At 76.0% G+C, this 24,501-nt stretch carries 4 protein-coding genes; 3 read left to right on the forward strand and 1 reads right to left on the reverse strand.

Annotated elements, in window-relative coordinates; translation table 11 throughout:
- Nucleotides 1-69 precede the first annotated feature (69 nt).
- A complete protein-coding gene (locus ACFWPT_RS31435) occupies nt 70-2,205 on the reverse strand; it encodes an alkyl/aryl-sulfatase (protein WP_380485922.1) in 2,136 nt (711 codons plus the stop codon).
- 284 nt (nt 2,206-2,489) lie between these two features.
- Here ACFWPT_RS31435 and ACFWPT_RS31440 point away from each other — a divergent pair, with 284 nt between their 5' ends.
- From ACFWPT_RS31440 to ACFWPT_RS31450, 3 genes are all read left to right on the forward strand, one after another.
- A complete protein-coding gene (locus ACFWPT_RS31440) occupies nt 2,490-3,089 on the forward strand; it encodes a hypothetical protein (protein WP_380430113.1) in 600 nt (199 codons plus the stop codon).
- A gap of 1,023 nt (nt 3,090-4,112) precedes the next feature.
- On the forward strand, nt 4,113-5,471 hold the full coding sequence (locus tag ACFWPT_RS31445; protein WP_380377013.1) for a serine hydrolase domain-containing protein: 1,359 nt from the start codon (nt 4,113-4,115) through the stop codon (nt 5,469-5,471).
- 169 nt (nt 5,472-5,640) lie between these two features.
- The gene (locus ACFWPT_RS31450; protein WP_380485924.1) at nt 5,641-24,492 is read left to right on the forward strand and encodes a non-ribosomal peptide synthase/polyketide synthase; all 18,852 of its coding nucleotides are present in this window, start codon (nt 5,641-5,643) and stop codon (nt 24,490-24,492) included.
- Nucleotides 24,493-24,501: the final 9 nt, after the last annotated feature.

Consider the following 24,501-nt stretch of genomic DNA (forward strand, 5'->3'; position numbering starts at 1 on the left):
GGAAGATCGAAGGCGCCCCCCTTGCCCGGCACGTGAGTGCCGGGCAAGGGGGGCGCTGTTTTGCAAGGTTTACCGGGTGGGCGGGGTGACGATGGGGAACTTCGGGTCGGGGAGGGTCAGGGTGGCGAAGACGGCGTCGGCCGCCTGCTGGGCGTTCGCACCCGTCAGCGCGATGTGCCGGTCCTCGACGGCCTGGTCGAAGTTGTGCCGGAAGCCGGGGGTCTGGGCGAGGTCGTCGAGGGTTTGGCGGCTGAGCGTGATGGTGGCGTCCGGCACGTCGACGAGGCGGTCGCCGCCGGCCACGAACACCAGCACGCCGTTGCGCAGGGTGGTGGTGCAGGTGTCGCCGGTGTCGGTGAACACCCAGTTCAGGGTGATCGGGAGGCGGTTCCGCTCGGCGGCCGTCGGCCCGTCCACGCTGCGGGCGAGGGCGGAGAAGTACTGGTCCAGGGTGGTGCTGCGGATCAGGTCGGCGGAGGTCTGGCTGGTGATCAGCGGCTGCGGGCCGTCGACGACCTCCCGGGCGCCGGTCAGGTAGGCGTTGCGCCAGGTCCCGTTGGCGCTGCCGTAGCCGAGCTGGGTGAAGACCTTGGCCTGGAGCTCCTTGGCCCGGGTGACCTGCGGCTCGGCGAGCGGGCTGCCCGAGTCGGCGGCGGCGCCGAAGATGACGTGGTCGAGGAGTTCGGCGGCCCAGCGGAAGCCGTCCGTGGTGTCGGTGTCGTAGGCCCGCTGGGCCGCCGTGACGACGGCCTCGGCGCCGCCCATCGCCTCGACGTACGCCGCGCCGGCCTTGACGGGCGGGAGCTGCCACAGGTGGGCCGGGTTGCCGTCGTACCAGCCCATGTACCGCTGGTGGACCGCCTTGAGGTTGTGGCTCAGCGAGCCGTAGTAGCCCTGGTTGTACCAGTGGTCGTCCAGGCCCGGCGGGAGGGTCTCCAGCTCCTCGGCGATCTCTATGCCGGTGCGGCCGGCGTTGATCAGCCGCAGCGCCTGGTCGTTGAGGTAGCCGTACATGTCGCGCTGGGTGTTGAGGAATTCGAGGATGCGGGCGTTGCCCGGCGCGCTGCCCTCGCTCTCCTCGCTCCACATCGGCCAGTGATGAGAGGCGAACAGGACGTCGGTCTCCTTGCCGAAGGTCTGGATCGTCTCGGTCAGGTACTTCGACCACGCGTGCGCGTCCCGGACCTGGGCGCCCCGCAGGCTGAGGATGTTGTGCATGGTGTGCGTGGCGTTCTCCGCGATGCACAGGGTGCGGGCGGCCGGGAAGTAGATGTTCATCTCCGCCGGGGCCTCGGTGCCCGGGGTGAGCTGGAACAGCATCTGCACGCCGGCCAGGTTGAACTGGTACAGCCCCGGCCGCCAGGGGATGACGTACGTGCTGTCGCTCCACTGGTCCTTGGGGACCGGCTGGTGACGGGGCCCGCCGATGTAGTCGGTCGGCGGGATGAGGGTCACCTCGCCGGTGGAGATGGTCGTGCCCAGGCCCGAACCGACCTGCCCCGTCGGGCTCTTGTCCAGCTGCGCCGCGTACATGTACTGCGCGCGCCGCGCCATCGCGGGGCCCGCGTAGACGTTCTCGCTGATCGCGTGCTCCAGGAAGCCCTCCGGCGCGACCACGGGGACGCCCGGCTCCAGCGGGTCGCCCTGCTCGGCGAACAGGCCCCGGGAACCGCCGAAGTGGTCGACGTGGCAGTGGGTGTAGACGACGCCCAGGACGGGTCGCTGCTCCCGGGTGAGCTCGGTCCTGTCCTGGAACAGCCGGAGCGCGGCCTGCGCGGTCTCGTAGCAGGCCAGCGGGTCGATGATGACCAGGCCCGCGTCGCTCTCGACGATCGTCATGTTCGACAGGTCGTAGCCGCGTACCTGGTAGATCCGGTACGCGGGACAGCTCGTGACGTGGAACAGCCCGGCGATGGCGGTGAGTTCGCCCTGCCGGTGCAGGCTGCCGTTGACCGTGGGCATCTCGGTGCGCAGGTCCGGCTGGAGGAACTCGTACGCGGTGAAGTCCCAGACCACCTCCGACGGGTTCTTGCGGGACATGATGACGGGCACGTCCGGCGGGGCGATCATGAACCGGCTGGCGTCGGCGAAGTCCCGGCCGTCCTTCTCGTCGGCGATCCTGGCCGCCTCGGCGGCCTTCCGGTTCGCTTCGGCGATGGCGGGCGTGGGCTCGACGGGCTCGGTGTACGAGGACGTTCCGGACATGGCGAAGCCACCTCCATGGGTAGGTGAGGGAACCGCCGCACTGCGGCGGGGCAGTCGCGCTATGTGTGTATACGACTACGAACAAGGGGGGTGATCGAGCCATTTCCTTGACCTGAACCTGTCGATAAATCGTTCGACGGTCGCGCCGTCCCAGGGCGCACGCACCCCCTGACGTGCGCCGTCGCACCCGCCGTTCGAACCCGGGAGGGGGCGCCGGCCGTGATACCGGCGGAGGCCGGTCGGTGGTCGGCGGTCGGCGCGAGGACGGATGGAGGAGGACAGCGATGGCCTGGTACCAGGGGCGGAGCCGGATCACGGTGACGGCGGTGGAGGGGCAGTGGCCGCAGCGGGCGGTGGTGACGGTGCGCGGTGGCCGTCCGGTCGAGATTCCCGGGACGGTCGGGGCGAGCCACCTGGTGGACGCCGAGCGCTGGGAGCTCGACCTGGAGCACCGGCGCGAGGGCGAGTGGTGCCCCAACATCCGCGCGGTGCAGGGGCGCTGGCAGGAGGTCCGGGGTGTGCTGACGCAGCTGGTGCACAGCCGCAACCGGGACGGGGGCGGTGACCGCAGCGACCGGAACCTGGTGCTGCGGATCGAGCGCGTCGAACCGGGCGACGGCGCGCCCGTGGGCGTGGCCGCGCAGGGCCGCGCCACCGCGCCGCGCACCTCGGCGGGCCAGTCGGCGGCGTCCGGGGCGTCGGCCCCGCGGACTTCGGCCGCGCCGGTGCGCGGGACGTCGACCACCTCGTCGGCGCCGACCGTGCGGACCAGCGGTTCGGGGACCGGATCGGCCGGCCCGGCCCCGTCCGCTCCGTCGCGTGCGGTGACGTCCACCGGGGGCACGGCGACCCGGCCCTCGACCGGCAGCTCCTGGCAGGGCTGACGGGCGTTCTGAGCTGACGGATGTCCTGAGTCCTGAGTCCGCCCGCGTTCCGGCGCGTGGCGGATCCGCTCGGCCGCCCCGCGCCCCGGGGCGGCCGATGTGAACCAGAGCATGCGTGAAACAGGGCACACGCGCACCACGGCACAAGCGCATCGGGGCACACGCGCATCAGAGCCCTCATTGATTCACTCACAACGCACCTGATCTATTCCGTCGCATTCCTGCACAACCGCCCCAGGCGTCAGGGGAATCACTCGGCTATTCCCCGCGGAAACCCGGCCGGGTGGCCAGGGGGATCGGGGTGTCACATTTTCGGCCAAAGAATTCACACCCGTCATCAGGCGTTCCGGGCGTGGCCGGGAGTCACACCAGCGATTTTGCGGTTCCGATTCCGGGGAGAGTTGCTTTCCGTTCAATCGCCAGGGGTTGCGAGCGGGTGACCCGCCGTGAAGACTGTTCCGCGTTCGTCGTTCCGAGCGTTCGGGCCGTCAAGGTATTGCCCGGTCCTCGCGACGGTTGTGGCAGGTTCCGCACGGTGGCTGCGGGGAGGGATCGCAGGGGGGATAGGCATGCCGGGCGCAACGATCGCGCAGGTCAGGGCCGTCGGAGCGGCCGACTGGAGCGTTCGGGATTCCTGTCCGGCCCCGCCTGCGGGGTGAGGGCATTCGGCGGTCGGCCGTTCGCCGCGCACCGTTCCCGCCCGCCGTTCCCCCGTTCGCCGTTCCGGGGCGGCGTGGAATTCGGGTCGCATTCGCACCGTCCGGTCGGGGAGCGCCGAAGCGGCCGGGAACGGTTCCCCTCGGGCGGGTGCGGCGCCCTGCCGGGAGCGGTCGGGGATTCCCGTTCACACCCAGCCGGCCGTCATCGGCAGGGCTTCCGTCGATTCCCGTTGTTCCCGCGAGTCTTGAGTCGAGGAGCGCAGGTGGCAGGAAATTTCACGGCGTGCTCCACAGTAATCAGGAATTCATCCGCGGACGCTTGCCGCGCCCGCATCTGAGAACCAGTCAACGGGAGCGTCCGTCCATGCCGTACCCCAGTTCCGCGCCCGTCCGCGAGCGCGCGCCGTTCCTCTTACGCCGCTCACGCCGCGAACTGCAGCACCGGCTCGACACGCTCGCGCGCACCCACCGGGTGCCCGGCGCCCAGGTGGTGCTGGACACCGGCTCGGAGGTCGTGGCCCTGCACACCGGTGTGGCCGACGCCGCCACCGGTGCGCCCTTCACCGGGGACACCGTGGTGCCGGTGGGGTCGCTCACCAAGCCCTACACGGCCGCCCTGGTGATGCTCCTCGCCGACGACGGCGACCTCGACCTCGACGACCGGGTCGCCGATCACCTGCCCGAGCTCCGCCGGATGCCAGCAGTAACGATTCGCCAACTCCTCAGCCACACCGGCGGACTGCCCACCGGGCCGGACTCCGACGCCGCCGCCCGGACCACCGCGGCGCACTACCTGTCGTCCGTGTGCACGGCCGGGGACGCGCTCTTCCCGCCCGGGACGGACTTCTCCTACTCCAACGCCGGCTACGTCGCCGCCGGGCGCCTGGTGGAGACGGTGACCGGGATGCCCTGGCACGAGGCCGTGGCCGCCCTGCTGCTCGAACCGCTCGGCACCGTGCCCGTGTTCGTCGACGCGAGCGCACCCGCACGCCCGGTCGCCGCCGGGCACGCGCTCAACGCCGCGACCGGCCGGGCCCGGCCGGTCCGGCAGAACCTGGCCCCGCTGGAGGCCCCGGCCGGCGCCCTGCTGGCGAGCGCCGCGGACCTCGCCGCGCTCGGCGGCGCCCTGGTCGGCCGGGCCAAGGCCCTGCCCCCCGCCGTCGCCGAGGAGATGCGCCGCCCGCAGCCCGGCGCCCGGCCGGGTGCGCTCGCGGACGGCTGGGGCCCGGGGCTCGCCCTCTACCAGCAGGACGGCCGGTTGTGGTGCGGCCACGACGGCAACGCCATGGGGACTTCCTGCCACCTGCGGGCCGACCCGGACAGCGGCGTGGTGGTCGCCTTCGCGGGCAACTCCGGCACCGCCACCGCGCTCTGGCGCGAGCTCGCGGCCGATCTGGCCGAGCTGGCGGGTGTCCGGGTGCCGGCCGCGATCGCGCCCGTGGGCGCGGGCGAGCCCGCCCCCCTGCCCGAGTGCGCGGGCACCTACCGCAACGGTTCGATCCGGTACCGCGTCGAGCCCGCGGGCGACGGATCGTCCACGCTCTCCGTGGACGGCGACCTGCCGTTGCCCCTGCGCTGTTTCGCCGACCTCTCCTACGACCTGCTCGCCCCCGACACCGGCCGCCCCGAGCCGGGCGGGCGCTTCCACCGCGATCCCGCCACGGGCGTGATCGACCGGGTGCAGGTGTCCGGGCGCACGGCGCGTCGCGCCGACCCCGCCTGAGGCGCCCGGCCTCGTCCTGGCCGCCTGCGGCCCTCCCGCCGGCGCCGCTCCACCGGGCTCACCCCCGGCTCGTTCCGTTCCCCCGGCCCCCGTTCCCGGGCCCGAGGGCCGGCCCCCGCCTGCCCCGGCGCCCGCATCGCCTCCTCCCCGTCCGGAAGGACCTTCCGCCATGACCGACCGGCCTGCCCAGCCCGTGCGTTCGTCCGCTCCGCCGCAGGCCGGCGACACCCCTGGCGCCCCGGGGACCGGTGCCGCCCCGGGGAGCGATGCCGCCCCGCCGCCGGCGCACCGGACGCTCGACGCGCTGTTCGCCGCCCAGGTGGACCGCGCGCCGCACGCGCCTGCGGTGACCGACGGCCGGCGCAGCTGGACGTACCGGGAACTGGCCGACCGGGTCGAGCGCCTGGCCCGCGACCTCGCACGGCGCGGCGCAGGGACGGACCGGACGGTGGCGCTGGTCCTGCCGCGCTCCATGGAACTGGTCGCGGCGGAGCTGGCGGTCGCCCGGACGGGCGCCGCCTTCCTGCCCGTGGATCCGGCCTACCCCGCCGGGAGACGGGCGCTGATGCTCGCCGACGCCGCCCCCGCCGTCGTCCTGGACGATCCGGCCCGGGTCCGCGCGCTGCTGGAGACGGACCCGGCCGGCGCCGCAGACACGCCCGACACCGGCCTGGCGGGCCCGACCGGTACCGCGCTGCCGGGCCCGAGCGGGACCGACCACGCGGCGTACGTGATCTACACCTCGGGCTCCACCGGGACGCCCAAGGGCGTGGTCGTCACCCACCGGGGCATCGGCGGCTTCGCGGAGGCGGCCCGCGCGCACTACGCGGTGCGCCCCGGCGACCGGGTGCTGCAGTTCTCCTCGCCCAGCTTCGACGCCTCCGTCCTCGAACTGTTCATCTCCGTCCTGGCCGGCGCCACGCTGGTGATCCCCCCGCACGGCCCCTGGCTGGGCGAGGAACTCGCCGCCGTGCTCGACGAGCACCGCATCACCCACGCCCTCATCCCGCCGGCCGCCCTCGCCACCGTGCCCGGCGGCACGGGCCGCCACCTGCGCACCCTGATCGTCGGAGCAGAGGCCTGCCCCGCGGACCTGGTCGACCGCTGGGCGCCCGGCCGGCGCATGATCAACTCCTACGGCCCGACCGAGGCGACCATCGTCGCCACCTGGACCGGCCCGCTGACCGCCGGCAGCGGCGCACCCCCCATCGGCGGCGCGCTGCCGCACACCCGGGCGTACGTGCTCGACGCGGCCATGCGGCCCCAACCACCTGGCGTAGACGGCGAGTTGTACGTCGGCGGCGAGGGCGTGGCCCGCGGCTACCTGGGCCGCCCCGGCCTGACCGCCGGGCGCTTCGTCGCCGACCCCTTCGGCCCGCCCGGCGCCCGGCTCTACCGCACCGGCGACCGGGCCCGGTGGACGGCCGACGGGGAGCTGGAGTTCCTCGGCAGGCTCGACCGGCAGGTGAAGATCCGCGGCTTCCGGATCGAACCGGGGGAGATCGAGGCCGCCCTGCGGGCGCACCCCGCCGTCGACCAGGCCGTCGTCGTGGTCCGGGAGGACGAACCGGGCCGCGAGCGCCTGGTCGGCTACGCCACGCCCGCCGAACCGGAGCACGCCCCGGATCCGGCGGAGCTGCGCGCGGCACTGGCCGCCACCCTGCCGGCTCACCTGGTGCCGTCCGCCGTCGTCGTCCTGGCCGCGCTGCCGCTCACCCCGCAGCACAAGATCGACCAGCAGGCGCTGCCCGCGCCCGCCCGCCCCGCAGCGGCCGGACCCGTCGCCCCGCGCACCGGGCGCGAACGCGCCCTGGCCGCCATCTGGGCCGAAGTCCTCGGCCTCGACGCGGTGGGCGCGACGGACGACTTCTTCGACCTGGGCGGCGACTCGATCCTCGCCGCCCGGACCCTGGCCCGGGTCGCCGAGCGGCTGGGCGTCCGCCTCACGCTCCGGGACGTCTTCACCGCGCGGACCGTCGCCGCCCTGGCCCCGCTGGTGGACGAGCGGCACACCGCCGCGCCGCCGGACCCGATCCCGCCCGCCCCGCGCGAGGAGCCGCTGCCGCTGTCCAGCGCCCAGCGCCGCCTGTGGTTCCTCGACGACCTCACCGTCGGGGGGACGGAGTACAACACCGGCGTCGCCCTGCGGCTGCACGGAACGACGGACCCGGAGGCCCTGCGCCGGGCCCTGGGCCGGCTCGCCGCCCGCCACGACTCGCTGCGCACCACCTTCGCCACCGTCGACGGGCAGCTCGTGCAGTGCGTCGCGGCGGCGGGCACCCTGCCGCTGCGCACCGCGGACGTCGGCGACCGGCCGGCCGGGGAGCGCGCCGAGGCGGCCGAACGGCTGCTGACCGAGGAGCTGAACCGGCCCTACAACCTGACGGACGGCCCGCTCGCCCGGGCGCTGCTGGTCCGGCTCGCCGCCGACGAGCACCTGCTGCTGCTGGCGCAGCACCACATCATCACCGACGGCTGGTCGGTGGGCGTCCTCACCCGCGAACTGGCCGCGCTCTACCGGGCGGAGGTCTCCGGCGAACCGGACGCGCTCGCCGCCCCCGCCCTCCAGTACCCCGACTTCGCGCGCTGGGAGCAGCGCCGGCGGACCGAGGGCGCCGGGGCGGAGGACGCGCCGGACCTCGCCTACTGGAGGCGGAACCTGGCGGAGCTGCAACCCCTGCAACTGCCCACCGACCGGCCCCGGCCCGCCCAGCGCACGACGAACGGCGCGGCGCACCGCCACCGCCTCCCGGCCGCACTGGTGGCCCGGCTGCGGCACCTCGCCGCGGGCCGCGGCACGACGCTGTTCACCCTGTTCGCGGGGGCGTCCGCGCTGCTGTTCTCGCGTTACTCCGGCCAGCGGGACGTGGCGTTCGGCACCGTCACCACCGGGCGCGACCGGCGGGAGCTGGAGGAGGTGACCGGCTTCTTCGTCAACACCGTGGTGCTGCGCGGCGACGTGGACGAGCGGGCCACCGTCGACCGGTTCGTGGAGAGCGTGCGCACCACCCTGCTGGACGCCTTCGCCCACGCGGCGGTGCCCTTCGACCGGGTGGTCGAGGAACTGGCCCCGCCCCGGGACCCGAGCCGCACCCCGCTGGTCCAGGTCATGGTCGTCCAGCAGAGCCCCACCACCCCGCCGCCCGCCGGAGGCCTGCGCTTCGAGGACCACCCGCTGCCCCGCCCGGCCGCCCGGTTCGACCTGGTGCTGGAGTTCACCCCGGAGGGCACCGACGGCTGCGCGCTGACGGTGGAGTACAACACGGACCTGTTCGACGCCCGGACGGTGGCCCGGATGGCGCGCCACCTGCACCGCCTGCTGGCGGGCATGGCGGACGGCCCGCAGCGCATCCTCGCCGAACTGCCCATGCTCTCCGAGGAGGAGCAGCGCACGCTGCTCGACTCCTGGAACCCGCCCGCGCACGGCGCCCGCGACCTCCCGGACGCCGTGCTGCCCGTGCTGTTCGAGGTGCAGGCGGCCCGCACGCCCGGTCGGACCGCCGTCGGCTGCGGCCCGGTGCGGCGGGACTACGCGGAGGTCAACCGGCGGGCCAACCGCCTCGCCCGGCTGCTGGTCGCCCGGGGCGCGGGCCCCGAGCGGCTGGTCGCGCTGTGCCTGCCGCGCACCGCCGACCTGCCGTCGGTGCTGTGGGCGGTGCTCAAGTCGGGTGCGGCGTACCTGCCGGTGGACCCGGGCTACCCGGCCGAGCGGATCCGCTTCATGCTGGCGGACGCCGGGCCCGCGCTGGTCCTCGCCACCCGGGAGACGGCGGCCGCGCTGCCCGAGGGGTGGCCCGTCCTGCTGCTGGAGGACGGCGTCGGCCTCGCCCCCGACCCGGCGGGCGCTGATTCGGCGGACGCCGATCTCACGGACGCCGACCGCCTCCGGCCGCTGCTGCCGGAGCACCCCGCCTACGTCATCTACACCTCGGGGTCGACCGGCCGGCCCAAGGGCGTCGTGATCACCCACCGCAGCGTCGTCGCCCTCGCCCGCTGGGCGGCCGAGCGGTTCGGGCCCGGCGGGCTGGACCACGTGCTCGCCGCCACCTCGCTCAACTTCGACGTGTCGGTCTTCGAACTGCTCTGCCCGCTGCTGGCGGGCGGCAGCGTCGAGGTGGTCGCCGACCTCGCCGCCCTCGCCGAGGAGCCGGCCCCGCGCCGCGTCGGCCTGGTCAGCGGCGTGCCCTCGGTGATCTCCCGACTGCTCGCCGGGGGCGCCGCCCCGGTCGACGCGGGCACCGTCGTGCTGGCCGGCGAGGCCCTCTCCGCCCAGGCGGTGGGCGACCTGCGGCGCGCCCTGCCCGGCAGCGCGATCGCCAACATCTACGGCCCCACCGAGGCAACCGTCTACGCCACCGCCTGGTTCGCCGGTGACCGGCTGCCGGAGCAGGCGCCGCCGATCGGCAGGCCGCTCGCGCTGACCAGGACGTACGTCCTCGACCCCGGGCTGCGCCCGCAACCGCCGGGCGTGGTCGGCGAGTTGTACCTCGGGGGCGGCGGTCTGGCGCGCGGCTACCTGGGCCGCCCCGGGCTGACCGCCGCCCGGTTCGTCGCCGACCCGTACGGCGCGCCGGGGGAGCGGATGTACCGCACCGGCGACCGGGTGCGGTGGAACGCCGACGGCGAGCTGGAGTACCTCGGCCGGATCGACCAGCAGGTCAAGGTGCGCGGCTTCCGGATCGAACTGGGCGAGGTGGAGGAGGCGCTGCGGCGCTGCGAGGGCGTGGCGGAGGCGGCCGCCACCGTCGCCGACGGCGAGGGAAACCGGCGCCTGGTCGGCTACGTGGTCCCCGTCCCGGGCGGCCGGGTGGAGCCCGAGGCCGTGCGCCGGGCGCTCGGCCTGGCCCTGCCCGACTACCTGGTGCCCTCGGCCGTCGTGCCGCTGCCCGCGCTGCCGCTCAACCCCAACGGCAAGCTCGACCGGAGCCGGCTGCCCGACCCGGGGCCGGCCGTGCCCGCCGTACGCCACGTCGCCCCCCGCACCCCCGCCGAACAGGCGCTCGCCACCATCTGGGCGGAGGTGCTGCGGCTGGAACGGGTCGGCGCGGACGACAACTTCTTCGACCTCGGCGGCGACTCCATCCTCGGCATCCAGGTGGTGGCCCGCTCCCGGCAGGTGGGGCTGGCGGTGACCTCCGGGGACCTCTACCGGCACCAGACGGTCGCCGCGCTGGCCCGGTGCGCGGACGACGCCGAACGGCCGGCCGTGACCGCCCGGGTGGCCGCCACCGGGGCGGGCGTCCTGACCCCGATCCAGCGCTGGTGGCTCGACCGGGCCGCCGGGCGCGCCGGGCACTTCAACCAGGCGCTCTCCCTCCTGCTGGGCGCCGACGTGGACCGGGCAGCGCTGGAGGACGCCCTGAACGACGTGGTCGCCCACCACGACGCGCTGCGCTCGGCCTTCACGGCCGAGGCCGGTGAGCCCGACGCCGCAGAGCCCGAGGTCGGAGAGCCCCGCACCGCAGAGCCCCGCGACGGCGAGCCCGGTACCGGCCCCGGCGTGCGCTGGCGGATCGACGACCGGGCGCCCCGGATCCGCCTGGGCCGGCACACCGGCCCGGACGGCGACACCCCGCACTTCGGCCCCTTCGACCTGGGCGGCGGCGACGGCCCGCTGCTGCGCGCCGTGCTGCACGAGCGCGGTGCGGGGCTGCCGCCGGTCCTGCACCTGGCCGTCCACCACCTGGTCGTCGACGGGGTCTCCTGGCGGGTGCTGGCTGAGGACCTCGACACGGCCTACCGCGCCCGCCGCGACGGCCGGGACGGGGCGGCGGCCCTGCCGGCGAAGTCCTCGCCGCTGCGGCAGTGGGGCGAGCGGCTCGGCGCGTACGCCGCGGCGGGCGGCTTCGAGGACGAGACGGAGTACTGGGCGCGGGCCGTCCCCGGGCAGGACGGTGACGCCCCGGCGGACCCGTTCCCGGCCGACCTCGCGGGGGCCGACACCCACGCCTCGGCCCGCTCCGTCACCGTGCGCCTCGACGCCGCCGACACCGCCGCCCTCCTGCGCACCCTGCCCGACACCTACCGCACCCAGGCCAACGACGTGCTGCTGAGCGCCCTCGGCCGGGCCCTGTGCGGGGCGAGCGGGCTGGAGCGGGTCGTGGTGGACGTCGAGGGGCACGGGCGCGAGGAACTGTTCGCCGACCTCGACCTGAGCCGCACGGTCGGCTGGTTCACCACCCGGCACCCCGTCGCGCTGGCCGTGCCCGCCAGGGCCGACTGGGACGGCGTCCTCAAGCGGGTCAAGGAGCAGCTGCGCGCCGTCCCCCGACGGGGCCTCGGTTTCGACGCCCTGCGCCACCTGGGGCGCCCAGGCACGGCCCCCGACGCCCCGGCCGCGCGGATCAGCTTCAACTACCTCGGCCGGATGTCCTTCCCGCAGGACGCGGCCGGGCTCTACCGCGGCACCTTCCGGCCCCTGGAACTGGACGCCGACCCGCACGTCGAGCGCCCGCACGCCCTGGAGGTGGTCGGCCGACTCGACGGCGACGCGCTGGAGTTCAGCTGGTTCTACTCCGGCGCCGTGCACCGGCGCGACACCGTCGAGGCCCTGGCCCGGCGCTTCGCCGCCGAGCTGGCCGACCTCGCGCGGTACGCGGCCCGCCCGGGCGCCGCCGGGCGCACCCCGTCCGACTTCCCGCTGGCCCGGCTCGACCAGGCGGCCGTGGACCTGATCACCGGCGACGACCCGGGCGCGGTGGAGGACGTCCTCCCGCTGACGCCGACCCAGTCCGGGATGCTCTTCCACGGCCTCGCCGAGGAGGACAGCGGCGCCTACTTCCAGCAGCTGGACTTCGTCCTGGACGGCGTGCCCGACCCGGGGCGGTTCGCCGCCGCCTGGCAGTGGGTCACCGACCGCACCCCGGTGCTGCGCGCCCACGTCCGCTGGCAGGAGGTGCCCGAGCCGCTGCTGGTGGTGCGGCGGCGGGCGGCCGTGCCGGTCACCCACCTGGACTGGCGCGAGCTGTCCGAGCCCGAGCGCCGGGGCCGGCTGGCCGAGCTCCTGGACCGCGACCGGGCCCGCGGGCTGAACCTGGCCCGGGCCCCGCTCCAGCGGCTGCTGCTCATCCGCCTCTCCGACACCCGGGTGCGCGTGCTGTGGTCCTTCCACCACCTCGTCCTGGACGGCTGGAGCCTCTTCCAGGTGCTGTCCGACGTGTTCGCCGTGCATGCCGCGCTGGCCCGCTCCGAGCCGGAGACGGGAGAAGTCCCGTCCGGCACCGTCCCGTTCGGCACCCTGCCATCCGGCACCGAGCCCTTCGGCACCGTCCCGTACGGCACGGTGCCGGAGCGCCGGCCCTACCGCGACTTCGTGGCCTGGCTGCGCGAGCGCGACCCGGCGGAGGCCGAGCGGCACTGGCTCGGGCGCCTGGCCGGGCTGGCCGAGCCGACGCCGCTGCCGTACGACCGCGAGCCGCGCCAGAGCCACCGCGCGGAATCCACCCGGGCCGTGCCGTTCACCCTGCCCGCCGCCGCGACCCGGGCGCTGGAAGGCCTCGCGCGCAGCTCCGGCCTGACCCTGAACACCCTGGTCCAGGGCGCCTGGGCGATCCTGCTGGGCCGTCAGGCCAACCGGGACGAGGTGGTGTTCGGCACCACCTCGTCCGGCCGCCCGCCCGAGCTGCCCGGCGTCGAGACGATGACCGGCCTGTTCATCACCACCCTGCCCACCCGGACGGCCGTGCCCTCCGACGGCACCCTGCTCGACTGGCTCCGCACGCTGCAACGGGAGCAGGGCGAGGACCGGCGCCACGGCTTCGTCCCGCTCACCCGCCTGCGGGCCGCCACCGTCCTCCCCGAGCAGACCGCCCTGTTCGACAGCATCGTCGTCTTCGAGAACTACCCGGTCGAGGACGACGCGGCCGCCGCGCACGGCCTGCGCCTGCGCGACCTGGACGGCATCGAGACCACCAACTACCCGCTCGCCCTGCTGGCCTACCCGGGGCCGGAGCTGGCCCTGCGGCTGTGCTACGACCCGCGGCTGTTCGACGAGGCCACCGTCCGGCGGATGGCCGGGCAGCTCACGGCCGTCCTGACGGGACTGCCCGGGAGCGCCGGGGGCCCGCCCGCGCGCGTGCCGCTGCTGACCGCCGGGGAGCGCCGACGGATCCTCGTCGACTGGAACGCCACCGCCGTCGGACGGACCGAGCGCGACATCGCGGACCTGTTCGCCGAGCAGGTGCGCCGCAGCCCGGACGCCGTCGCCCTGGAGGCGGGCCACGAGCGCCTCGGCTACCGCGACCTCGACGCCCGCGCCGCCGCCCTGGCCGGCCGGCTGGCCGCGCTCGGCGTCGGCGCCGAACGCCCGGTCGGCGTGCTCATGGACCGCTCCGTCGACCTGGTCGTCGCCCAGCTGGCGCTGGTCCGGACCGGCGGGGTCTACGTGCCGCTGGACGGCAGGGCGCCGCGCGAGCGGCTGCACCTGATGCTGGCCGAGGCCGGCGCGGACCTCCTGCTCACCGACGCGCACGGGGACCGGATGGCCCGCGAACTGCGGCCGGACGGGCAAGTGCTTCGCGTCGACGGGCAGACCTTCGCGGCCCGGCCGGGCCCGGCCGCCCCGGCAGCGGCCCCGGTGCCCCACCCCGACAACGTCCAGTACCTGATGTTCACCTCGGGCTCCACCGGCACCCCCAAGGGCGTCGCGGTGCGCCGGCGCGACGTCGCCGCGCTCGCCCTGGACCGTGCCTTCGCCGGCCACGACCGGGTGCTCGTGCACTCCCCGCACGCCTTCGACGCCGCCACCTACGAGCTGTGGGTGCCGCTGCTGCGCGGCGGCACCGCCGTGCTGGCCCCGCCGGAGGACCTGGACGCCGCCTCCGTCCGCCGCGCCGTCACCGAGCAGGGCGTGCAATGCCTGTGGCTGACCGCCGGCCTGTTCCGGCTCCTCGCCCAGGAGGACCCGGGCTGCCTGCGCGGCGCCCGGGAGGTGTGGACCGGCGGCGAGGCGGTGCCCGGTGCGGTCGTGCGCCGGGTCCTGGAGGCCTGCCCCGACCTCACCGTGGTCGACGGCTACGGCCCGACCGAGACCACCACCTTCGCCACCCGCCGGGCCTTCCGCCCCGGTGACCGGCTGCCCGCCGTGCTGCCGATCGGACGCCCGCTGGACGACACCCGGGTGTACGTGCTGGACGGCGCCCTCCAGCCGCAACCGCCCGGCATCACGGGCGAGTTGTACATCGCCGGCGCCGGAGTCGCGCGCGGCTACGCGGGCCGGCCCGGCGAGACCGCCGCCCGCTACCTCGCCGATCCCTTCGGGCCGCCCGGCGGCCGGATGTACCGCACCGGCGACACCGCCCGGTGGAGCGAGGACGGCGAACTGCACTTCGTGGGCCGCGCGGACGACCAGATCAAGATCCGCGGCTTCCGCATCGAACCCGCCGAGATCGAGGCACGGCTCACCGCCCACCCGGCCGTCGCGGAGGCCGTCGTCTCGCTCCACGAGGACGCGGGGCGCAAGCGGCTGGCCGCCCACCTGGTGCCGGCCGGCGGCGCCGAGCCGCCCTCCGCCACGGCGCTGCGCGCCCACCTGGCGGCCGACCTGCCCGACTACATGCTGCCCGCGGCCTTCGTCACGGTCGCCGAACTGCCGCTGACCGCCAACGGCAAGGTGGACCGCCGGAGGCTGCCCGCCCCCGACTGGTCGGCGGCGGGCGACCGCGCCCACCGCGCCCCGAGCACCGACACCGAACGCGTCCTCACCGCGATCTGGGCGGAACTGCTCGGCGTGGAGCGGGTCGGGGTCGACGACGACTTCTTCCTGCTCGGCGGCGACTCGATCCTGAGCATCCAGGTCGTCTCCCGCGCCCGCGCCGCCGGTCTCGCGCTGTCCCCCCGCGACCTGTTCCGGCACCCCACCGTCGCCGCGCTGGCCGCCGTCGCCGGCACCGCAGCCACCGTCGCCGGGACCGAACCGGTCAGCGGCGAGGTGGGCCTGACGCCCATCCAGCACTGGTTCCTCGACCCGCACCCGCCGTACGCCGCGTCCTTCGACCAGTCCGTCGTGGTGGAGGCGCCCGGCGAGGTCGACCCGCAGGCCCTGCGCCGCGCCCTGACCGCCCTGTGGGCCCACCACGACGCCCTGCGCTCCCGCTTCACCACCGGGGCGGACGGCGCCTGGCAGCAGCACTGCGCCCCCGCGGACGCCGCCGTGCCCGAGCTGCTGGAGGTCGTCGACCTCGGCGCCCTGGACGGGGCGGCGGCCGAGGCCGCCGAGGCGCGGGCCACCGAGGCCGCGCACGCCGCGTTCCGGCTGGACACCCTCCCGCTGCTCACCGCCCGCCTGTTCACCACCGACGGCACCCGGCCCGCCCGGCTGCTGCTGGTCGTCCACCACCTGGTCGTCGACGGCGTCTCCTGGCGGATCCTGCTGGAGGACCTGGAGACCGCCTACCGGCAGGCCGTGGAGGGCCGGCCGCTGCGCCTGCCCGCCCGCACCACCTCCGTCCGGGAGTGGACCCGCCGCCTGCGCGAGCACACCGCGGCCGGCGGCTTCGCGGGCCGGCGCGCCCACTGGGCGGCGGCCGCCCGGCACTGCGCGGCCGCGCTGCCGGTGGACGGCGACGGCGGCAACACCGCCGCCGACCTGCGCGCCGTCACCGTCCGGCTGGACCGCGAGCGCACCGGGAGCCTGCTGCGCAAGGTCCCCGGGGTCTACCGCACCCGGATCGACGACGTCCTGCTCACCGCCCTGGGCCGGGTGCTCGCCGAGTGGACCGGGCGGAGCACCGTCGCGATCGGCCTGGAGGGGCACGGCCGCGAGGACCAGCTGTTCGAGGACGTCGACCTGTCCCGCACGGTCGGCTGGTTCACCTCGCTCTTCCCCGTCGCCCTCGACGTCCCGGACGGGGACTGGGGCACCGCGCTGAAGGCCGTCAAGGAGCAGCTGCGGGCGGTGCCGGAGCGCGGCCTCGGCTACGGCGCGCTGCGCCACCTCGCCCGGGACGAACAGCTCGCCGACGCCCCGGCCCCCGGGATCAGCTTCAACTACCTGGGCCGCTTCGACTGGTCCGCCGACGGCGCCGCCCTGGTGCGCGCCGTCCCCGGCGGCCTCGGCGGCGCGGAGGCGCCCGGCACCGAGCGCCCGCACCTGCTGGACGTCGTCGCCCGGGTCGAGGACGACCGGCTGGAGATCGGCTGGTACTACAGCGCCGGCCGGCACCACGAACGGACCGTCACCGCGCTCGCGGACGCCATGCTGCGCGCCCTGGAGGACCTCGTCGCGCACTGCGCCGAGCCCGGCGCCGGCGGCCGCACCCCCGCCGACTTCCCGCTGGCCCGGCTGGACCAGGCGGCGGTGGACCGGATCGCCGGGGACGGCCGCTCCGTCGCGGACGTGTACCCGCTGACGGCGATGCAGGCGGGCATGCTCTTCCACAGCCTGCTGGACCCGGACACCCACACCTACGTCAACCAGGTCCAACTGGTCCTCTCCGGCGTCACCGACCCGCACGCCCTGGCCGCCGCCTGGCAGCAGACCGTGGACGCCAACGCGGTGCTGCGCACCCGGCTCGCCTGGCAGGACACCGCCGAGCCGCTCCAGGTCGTCCAGCACCGGGCCGCCGTCCCGGTGACCCACCACGACTGGACCGGCCGCCCGGCCGACCGGATCGAGCGGGACACCGCCCGGCTGCTCGCCGAGGACCGGGCGGCCGGCCTCGACCTGGCCGCCGCGCCGCTGATGCGGCTGACCCTGGTCCGGCTGTCGCCGACCCGGGTGCGGGTGGTGTGGACCTTCCACCACGTCCTGCTCGACGGGTGGAGCGCGGCCCAGGTCTTCGACGAGGTGTGCGAGCGCTACGCCGCCCTGGCCGCCGGGCGCCGGCCGAACCCGGTCGTGCGCGCCCCCTTCGCCGACTACCTGCGCTGGCTGTCCGGGCAGGACCCGGCGCGGGTCGAGCGGTACTGGCGCGACACCCTGGCCGGGTTCCCCGCCCCCACCGAACTGCCCCGCGACCGGCGCCCGGCCGAGGCGCACCGCGCGTCGTCATCGGCATCGGTGCGGGTGACCCTCGACAACGACCTGTCGGAGCGGCTGCGGACCACCGCCCGGCAGGCCGGGCTGACCGTCAACACCGTGCTCCAGGGCGCCTGGGCGCTGCTGCTCTCCCGCTACGGCGGCGGGGACGACGTGGTCTTCGGCACGATCGTCTCCGGCCGGCCCGCCGAACTCCCGGGCGTCACCTCGATGGTGGGGCTGTTCATCAACGCCCTGCCCACCCGGGTGCGGATCGACGCCGGCCGCTCGCTGCTGGAGTGGCTGCGGGAGCTCCAGGACGCCCAGTCGGAGGCCCGCCGCTACGACGCCGTCTCCCTGGCGCAGCTCCAGAACTGGAGCGAACTGCCGGGCGGAACGGCCCTGTTCGACAGCATCGTGGTCTTCGAGAACTACCCGTTCGACGCGCAGGCGCTGACCCGGCACGGCCTGGGCGTCGAGACCGAGCACGTCCTGGAGCCGACCAACTACCCGCTCGGCGTGGTGGTCGCCCCCGGCGACGCCATCGCGGTCAGCCTCGACCACGACCCGGCCGTCTTCGACACCGCCACCGTCGAGGCGCTCGGGGCGGGCCTGCACACCTTGCTGACGGCGATGGCGGCCGGCCTCGACCGGCCGGCGGCGCAGCTGCCGCTGCTCGACCCGCTGCGAGGACGCGAACTCGTCGACCGCTTCGGCGGGGCGGTGGTCGAGGCACCGCAGGACACCGTGCCCGAGGCCTTCGCCCGGCAGGCCGCCCGCACGCCCGACGCCCCGGCCGTCCGCTGCGGCGACGTGCTGCTGACCTACCGGGAGCTCGACGAACGGGCCAACCGGCTGGCCCGGCTGCTGATCGCGGCCGGGGCCGGGCCCGAGCGGTTCGTCGCGCTCGCGCTGCCCCGCACCGCCGACCTGGCCGTGGCGCTGCTGGCGGTGCTCAAGAGCGGCGCCGCCTACCTGCCGGTCGACCCCGGGTACCCGGCCGAACGGATCGCGTTCCTCTTCGCGGACGTCCGCCCCGACGCCGTGGTCACCGACACGGAGACCGGAGGGCGGCTGCCGGCGGGCCCGTTCACCCGGATCGTGCTCGACGACCCCGGGTGCGCCGGACGGCTCGCCGCCGCCCGCCCCGACACCGTGCGCGACCATGAACGGCTCGGCGCCCTGCTGCCGCAGCACCCCGCGTACGTCATCCACACCTCCGGCTCGACCGGCCGCCCCAAGGGCGTCGTGGTCGCCCACGCCTCGGTCCTGGCCCTGACCGACTGGGCCGCCGCCGAGTTCGCCGACCACGGCCTGGCCCACGTGGTGGCCGCCACCTCGCTCAACTTCGACGTGTCGGTGTTCGAGATCTTCTCGCCCCTGCTCGCCGGCGGCTGCGTGGAACTCGTCCGGGACCTGCTGGCCCTGGCCGAGCGCCCCGGGCCGTGGCGGGCCGGCCTGCTCAGCGCGGTGCCCTCCGCCCTGGGCGGCCTCCTCGCGGAGGACGCCGTGCACCTCGGCGCGGACACCGTCGTCCTGGCCGGCGAGGCCCTGCCCGCCCGCACCGTGCGCCGGCTGCGCGAGGCCGTCCCCGGCTGCCGGGTGCTGAACATCTACGGCCCCACCGAGGCCACCGTCTACGCCACCGCCTTCGCCTGCGACCCCGCCGACCCCGACCGCGACCCGCCGATCGGCCGCCCGGTCGGCGGCGCCCGGGCCTACGTCCTGGACGACCGGCTGCGCCCGGTGCCCGTCGGCGCGCCGGGGGAGCTGTACCTGGCCGGCACCGGCGTCGCCCGCGGCTACCTGCGCCGCCCGGGCCTGACCGCCGCCCGGTTCCTGCCCGACCCCTTCGGCCCGCCCGGGCGCCGGATGTACCGCACCGGGGACCTGGTGCGCTGGACGGCCGACGGCGACCTCGGCTACCTCGGCCGTGCGGACGACCAGGTCAAGGTGCGCGGCTTCCGGATCGAACTCGGCGAGGTCGAGGCCGCCCTGGCCCGCCACCCGCAGGTGTCGGCCGCCGCCGCCCGGGTCGTCGACCACGACGGCCACCGGCGCCTGGTGGGCTACGCGGTAGCCCGTGACGGCGCACTGCCCGACGCCGTCGAGTGGCGCGCCTTCCTCGGGAGCACCCTCCCCGACCACCTGGTGCCCGCGCTGGTGGTGCCGCTGGAGCGGCTGCCGCTCGGCGCCACCGGCAAACTCGACCGCCGTGCGCTGCCCGCCCCGGTGTGGGCCGCCCCGGCCGCACGCGGTGAGCGACCGCCGCGCACCGCGACCGAACGCACCCTCGCCGCGATCTGGCGCGAGGTGCTCGGCGTGCCCGACGTGGGCGCGGACGACAACTACTTCGCGCTCGGCGGAGACTCGATCCTGGGCATCCAGATCGTCACGGCGGCCCGCCGGGCCGGCCTCGCGCTCACCCCCCGGCACCTGTTCGCCCACCAGACCCTGGCCGAACTCGCCCTCGCCGCCGAGGAGTCGCCGAGCCCGGCGGTCGCCGCCGAACAGGGCGCCGTGGTCGGCGACGCCCCGCTCACCCCCGTCCAGCACTGGCTGCTGGACACCCTCGGCGGGGACACCGCCCAGTTCACCCAGTCGGTCTCCTTCACCCTCGCCCCCGACACCGAGGAGCCCCTGCTGCGGGCCGCGCTCGCCGCCGTCCTGGACCACCACGACGCGCTGCGCCTGCGGTTCCAGCCGCTCGGCGACGGGCGGTGGCGCCAGCACGGCACCGCGCCCGGCGACCTGCCGGAGCTGCGCACGCATCAACTGCCCGCCGCCCCGGCGCTGGAGCGCGAGGCGACGCTGCGCGAGCTGGGCGAGCGCCTGGCCGCAGGCTTCGACCTGGCCGAAGGGCCGCTGCTGCGGGCCGCGCTGTGCCGCTTCGACGGTGAGCGGCACCCCGTCCTGCTGCTGGCCGCGCACCACCTGGTGGTCGACGCGGTGTCCTGGCGCGTCCTCCTGGAGGACCTGGACACCGCCCACCGCGCGCTGAGCGCGGGCGGGCGGCCCGACCTCGGCCCCAAGAGCACCTCCTTCCGGGCCTGGGCCGAACGGCTCGCCGAGCACACCGCGGCCGGCGGCTTCGACGACGAGCACGCCCACTGGTACGGGCTGGACGACGGCGCCGCGACCGCCCTGCCGACCGACCTGGACGGCGCCAACACGGCCGCCACCGAGGAGTCGCTGGACCTCGCCCTCGACGCCGAGGACACCCGCCGGCTGCTCCAGGACGTCCCGGAGGTCTACCGCACCCGGGTCAACGACGTCCTGCTCTGCGCCCTGGGCCGGGTGCTGGCCCGCTGGACCGGCCGGGACCGGGTCACGGTCGCCCTGGAGGGCCACGGCCGCGAGGAACTGTTCGACGGGGTCGACCTCTCCCGGACCGTCGGCTGGTTCACCACGCTGTACCCGGTGGCCCTGGACGTGCCCCGGGACGCCGACACCGGCACCGCCCTGAAGACCGTCAAGGAGAACCTGCGCGCCGTACCGCGCGGCGGGCTCGGCTACGGCGCCCTGCGCCACCTGCGGCCCGCCGCCGACCCCAGGCTGCCCGACCTGCCGCAGATCGGCTTCAACTACCTGGGCCGGCAGGACTGGACCCCCGCCCCCGGCGGCCTGCTGCACTCCCCGGCCGGCCAGCTCACCGGCGGCATGGACCGGGCCGCGGACCGGCCGCACCTGCTGGACGTGCTCGGCCGGGTGAGCGACGGGAAACTGGCGTTCACCTGGTCGTACTCCCGCGCGGTGCACCACCGCGCCACCGTCGCCCGGCTCGCCGCCGAACTGCTGGACGAGCTGCGGGAGATCGTCCGCCACTGCGCCCAACCCGGCGCGGGCGGACGCACCCCCGCCGACTACCCGCTGGCCGCCCTGGACCAGGCCGCCGTCGACCGACTGGCCGGCACCGGACGGGACGTGACGGAGATCCAGCCGCTCACCCCCACCCAGACCGGCATGGTGCTGCACGGCCTGGACGAGGCCGAACACGGCCTGTACGTCGAGCAGATCACCTTCGTGCTGGACGGCGCCCGCGACCTGCGGCCGCTGGCCGCCGCCTGGCAGCACGTCGTCGACCGCACCCCCGTGCTGCGCACCGCCGTCGTCCTGCGCGACGTGCCCGTACCCCTCCAGGTGGTCCACCGGGAGGCGACGCTGCCGGTCACCGAACACGACTGGAGCGCACTGCCGGAAGCCGAGCGCGAAGCCCGCCTGGAGCGGCTGCTCGCCGACCAGCGGGCCCGCCCGCTGGCCCTGGACCGGGCCCCGCTGCTGCGGCTCGACCTGATCCGGCTCGGGCCGGACGCGGCGCGCGTGGTGTGGACCTTCCACCACGTGCTGCTCGACGGGTGGAGCGTCTTCCACGTCCTGTCCGACGTCCTGGCCGCCCACGCCTCGCTCGCCCGCGGTGACCGGCCGGGCCTGCCCGAGCGCCGGCCCTTCGCGGACTACGTCGGCTGGCTCGCCGCCCGCGACACCGCCGCCGCCACGGAGCACTGGCGCGGCGTCCTGGCGGACCTCACCACCACCGCGCTGCCCTACGACCGCAGGCCCGCCCAGGGCGACACGGCCCGCTCCGGCGCCTGGCTCTCGCACCGCCTGGCCGAGGCCGAGACGGACCGGCTCCAGGAGTTCGCCCGCCGGCACCGGCTCACCCTCAACACCCTGGTGCAGGGCGCCTGGGCGCTGCTGCTGTCGCGGTGGAGCGGGGAGCAACGGGTGTGCTTCGGCACCACCGTCTCCGGGCGCCCGGCCGACCTGGCCGGCTCCGACGCCATCGTCGGCCTGTTCATCACCACCCTGCCCGCCCGCGTCACCGTCGACGGCGCCCGGCCCTGTGCCGCCTGGCTGCGCGTGCTCCAGGAGGAGCAGGCCGAGGACCGCCGGTTCGACCACCTGCCGCTGGCCGCGATGCACGGCCTGAGCGGGCTGGCGCCCGGGACGCCGCTGTTCGACAGCCTGGTGGTCTTCGAGAACTACCCGGTCGGGGACGCGACGGCCGGCGCCCACGGCCTGCTGATCCGCGAACTGGACGCCAGGGAGGCCACCAACTACCCGCTCACCGTGGTCGTCTCGCCCGGCGACCGGCTCGCCGTCGAACTCGGCCACGACCCCCGGTACATCGACCGGGACACCGCCGAGAAACTGGCCGCCCAACTGCTGCACACCCTCGCCGCGCTGGCCGGCTCGGACGGCACCGCCCGCCTGGACGACCTCGACCTGCTGCCGCCCGGGGAACGCGAGCGGCTGCTGCGCGGCCCGGCCCGCCCGGCGAGCGGCCCGGTGCCCCCGGCGGCCCTGCCCGCCCTGGTCGAGGCCGCCGTGGACCGCCGGCCGCACGCCCCGGCGCTGAGCGCCCCCGGACTGGAGCTGACCTTCGCCGAGGCCGAGGCGCACGCCAACCGCCTGGCACACCGGCTCATCGCGCGCGGCGCCGGCCCCGGCGAGGTGGTCGCCCTTCTACTGCCGCGCTCGGCGGACATGGTGCTCGCCCAGCTGGCGGTGGCGAAGACCGGTGCCGCGTTCCTGCCGGTCGACCCCCACTACCCCGACGAGCGCGTCGAGTTCATGCTGCGCGACGCGGCGCCCGCGCTCACCCTGGACGCCAAGGAGGTCGCGGCGCTGCTGGCCGCCCCGCCGGACGGCGCCCCCGACCACCGCCCCGCCGACCCCGACCGGCTCCGCCCGCTCGACCTGGACGACCCCGCCTACGTCATCTACACCTCCGGCTCCACCGGCACCCCGAAGGGCGTCGTCCTCACCCACCGCGGGCTGGCCGCCTTCGCCGCCGCCGAGGCCGAGCACTACCAAGTCGCGCCGGGGGACCGGGTGCTGGCCTTCGCCACCCCCAGCTTCGACGCCTCCGTGCTCGAACTGTGCATGTCCCTGCCGCACGGCGCCCGGCTGGTGGTGCCCGCACCTGGACCGCTGCTCGGCGCCCAACTGGCCGAGGTGCTCCGGGCGGAGGCGATCACCCACACCCTGCTGCCGCCGGCCGCCCTCGCCACCCTGCCCGCCGACACCCCCGGCACGCTGCCCGCGCTGAAGACCCTGGTGGTCGGCGCCGACGCGTGCGGCGCCGACCTGGTGGCCCGCTGGGCCCCGCACCACCGCATGGTCAACTCCTACGGCCCCACCGAGGCCACCGTGGTCGCTGCCTGGTCCGCACCGCTGGCCCCGGACGGCGCCGCGCCGCCGATCGGCCGCCCGCTGCCCGGCACCGGCGCCTACGTCCTGGACGCCCGCCTGCGGCCGGTGCCCGACGGCGTCACCGGCGAACTGTGGCTGAGCGGAACGGCCCTGGCCCGCGGCTACCTCGGCCGGCCGGGCCTGACCGCCGCCCGCTTCACCGCCGACCCGTACGGGCCGCCCGGCACCCGGATGTACCGCACCGGCGACCTGGTGCGCCGCGACCACCGGGGCGAACTGCACTACCTGGGCCGCACCGACCACCAGCTCAAGCTGCGCGGCCACCGCATCGAGGCGGGCGAGGTCGAGGCCGTCCTGGTGCGCCACCCGGCCGTGCTGGACGCCGTGGTGACGGTGCGGGAGGACGAGCCCGGGCTGCCCCGCCTGGTCGCGCACCTGCTCGCGGCCCCCGGCGCCGAACCGCCGACCGGCGCCGAACTGCGCGCCCTGGCCGCCCGCTCCCTGCCCGGCCACCTCGTCCCCTCGGCCTTCGCCGTCCTCGACCGCTTCCCGCTCACCGCGAGCGGCAAGACCGACCGCGCCGCGCTGCCCGCCCCCGTACCCGAGGAGGAGCAGCGGCCCGACCGGCTGGCGCCCCGCACGCCCACCGAGGAGGCCGTGGCCGAGATCTGGGCCGAGACCCTGCGGACGGCCGTGGGCGTGACGGACGACTTCTTCCAACTGGGCGGCGACTCCATGCGGGCCCTGCTGATCGCCTCCCGCGCCAACGATGCCTTCGGCGTCACGCTCACCCCCCGCGACGTCCTGGTCTCCCGCACCGTGGCCGCCCTGGCGGAACTGGTGGAGGACCAGGTGCTGAGCGAACTCGAGGACGCCGCGTCCGGCGGCCCGGACGATGACGAACGATGACGAACGGTG

Source organism: Kitasatospora sp. NPDC058478, assembly GCF_042720345.1.
Classification (GTDB): Bacteria; Actinomycetota; Actinomycetes; order Streptomycetales; family Streptomycetaceae; genus Kitasatospora.

What these genes read in the sequence shown, in the direction of transcription:
- ACFWPT_RS31435 (WP_380485922.1), bottom strand. Translation starts at nt 2,205, where the DNA reads ATGTCCGGAACGTCCTCGTACACCGAGCCCGTCGAGCCCACGCCCGCC.
- ACFWPT_RS31440 (WP_380430113.1), top strand. Translation starts at nt 2,490, where the DNA reads ATGGCCTGGTACCAGGGGCGGAGCCGGATCACGGTGACGGCGGTGGAG.
- ACFWPT_RS31445 (WP_380377013.1), top strand. Translation starts at nt 4,113, where the DNA reads ATGCCGTACCCCAGTTCCGCGCCCGTCCGCGAGCGCGCGCCGTTCCTC.
- ACFWPT_RS31450 (WP_380485924.1), top strand. Translation starts at nt 5,641, where the DNA reads ATGACCGACCGGCCTGCCCAGCCCGTGCGTTCGTCCGCTCCGCCGCAG.